Origin of the sequence: Desulfomicrobium norvegicum (assembly GCF_900114595.1) — a bacterium.
In the GTDB taxonomy this organism is placed as follows: Bacteria; Desulfobacterota; Desulfovibrionia; order Desulfovibrionales; family Desulfomicrobiaceae; genus Desulfomicrobium; species Desulfomicrobium macestii.
Genome location: NZ_FOTO01000037.1, coordinates 1 through 1,731 on the forward strand (window position 1 = coordinate 1; position 1,731 = coordinate 1,731).

Annotated in this window: 1 protein-coding gene; it reads left to right on the forward strand. The window is 62.8% G+C overall.

What is annotated here, in order from left to right:
• Positions 1–13: 13 nt before the first annotated feature.
• Positions 14–1,731: aldehyde ferredoxin oxidoreductase C-terminal domain-containing protein (locus BMZ24_RS19295; RefSeq protein ID WP_092194748.1), on the forward strand; the 1,718-nt coding region annotated here is incomplete at its 3' end.

Genomic DNA, 1,731 nt, shown 5'->3' on the forward strand with positions numbered 1-1,731 from the left:
TCAAGGAGTCTTCATGAAAATCCTACGCATCAATACCAGAACCAAAAGCTTCAAGTTTGAAGAACTCGGCGAGCTGGCCGGTCTTGGAGGTCGTGCCCTGACCTCAAGAGTGGTCAATAAGGAAGTCCCGGCAAACTGTCACCCGCTTTCCGCCGAAAACAAGCTGATTTTCGCGGCCGGCGTGCTCGCCCCGACCAATGCAGCCAACTCCGGCCGCATTTCCGTCGGCGCCAAGTCGCCCCTGACCGGCGGCATCAAGGAGAGCAACTCCGGCGGACAGTTCGCGCACACCCTGCCCAAGCTCGATCTTCTGGCCGTCATCCTCGAAGACAAGCCCGAGGCCGGTTCCCCCATGCAGGAGATCTTCATCTCCGCCGACAAGGTCGTGTTCAAGGATTCTGCAGTGACCGGCATGCGCAACTACGCCGCCCAGGAAAAACTCCTGGCCGCTTACGGCGACAAGGCCGTTACCGCCCTGATCGGACCCGCCGGCGAGCAGTGCCTGTGCGCCTCCACCATCCAGTTCTCCGATCCCGAAGGACTGCCCTCCCGTTCCGCCGGTCGTGGCGGCCTGGGCGCGGTCATGGGTTCCAAGGGCGTCAAGGCCATCATCCTTGACGGCGACGCCAACGCCAAAACCGTCTATGGCAACGAGGAACTGTTCAAGGAAGCCCGCAAGGAATGGGTCGACGTGCTGCGCAATCATCCCGTTACCAGCCAGGGCCTGCCCGGATTCGGCACCGCCGTTCTGGTCAACGTCATCAACGAGGCCGGCGCCCTGCCGACCAAGAACTTCCGCATGGGCAAGTTCGACGGCGCAGAGAAGATCTCCGGCGAGACCCTGGCCGCCAACATCGAAAAGCGCGGCGGCAAGGTCAAGCACGGCTGCCACACCGGCTGCGTGATCCAGTGCTCCCAGGTTTACCACGGCGCGGACGGCAAGTACCTGACCACCGGCTTCGAGTACGAGACCATCTGGGGCTTCGGCGCCAACCTGATGATCGACAATCTTGACGACATCGCCGCCATGGACCGCACCTGCGACGAAGTGGGCGTGGACACCATCGAGATGGCCAACACCATGGCCATGGCCATGGAAGGCGGCACGCTCGCCTGGGGCGACAGCAAGGGCGTTCTGGCCGAACTGAACAAGGTCGGCACGAGCGATCCGCTGGGCCGCATCTACGGCAACGGCACTTCCTACACGGCCAAGGCTTTCGGCGTGGACCGCATCCCCGTGGTCAAGAACCAGTCCCTGCCTGCCTACGATCCGCGCGCAGTCAAGGGCGTCGGCGTGACCTACGCCACGACTCCCATGGGCGCTGACCACACCGCCGGCTACGGCGTGTGCCAGAACGTGCTGAAAGTCGGCGGCGACGTCGATGGTCACAAGAAGGAAGGCAACATCGAGATCTCCAAGAACCTGCAGATCGCCACTGCGGCCGTCGACTCCCTGGGCCTTTGCCTGTTCGTGGCCTTTGCGATCCTGGACGACGCCCGCGGCGTACCCTGCATGGCCAAGCTGATCTCCGGTCTGACCGGCAAGGAGATGAGCGTCGACGAGATGATCGGCATCGGCGTGAACTGCCTCAAGGACGAACTGGACTTCAACAAGCGCGCCGGCTTCACCGACGAAGACGACCAGCTGCCCCGCTTCTTCCGCGAAGAACTCCTTGCTCCGCACAATGTGGGCTGGGGTTACTCCACCGAGGAACTGCAGGCCGCAAAGGT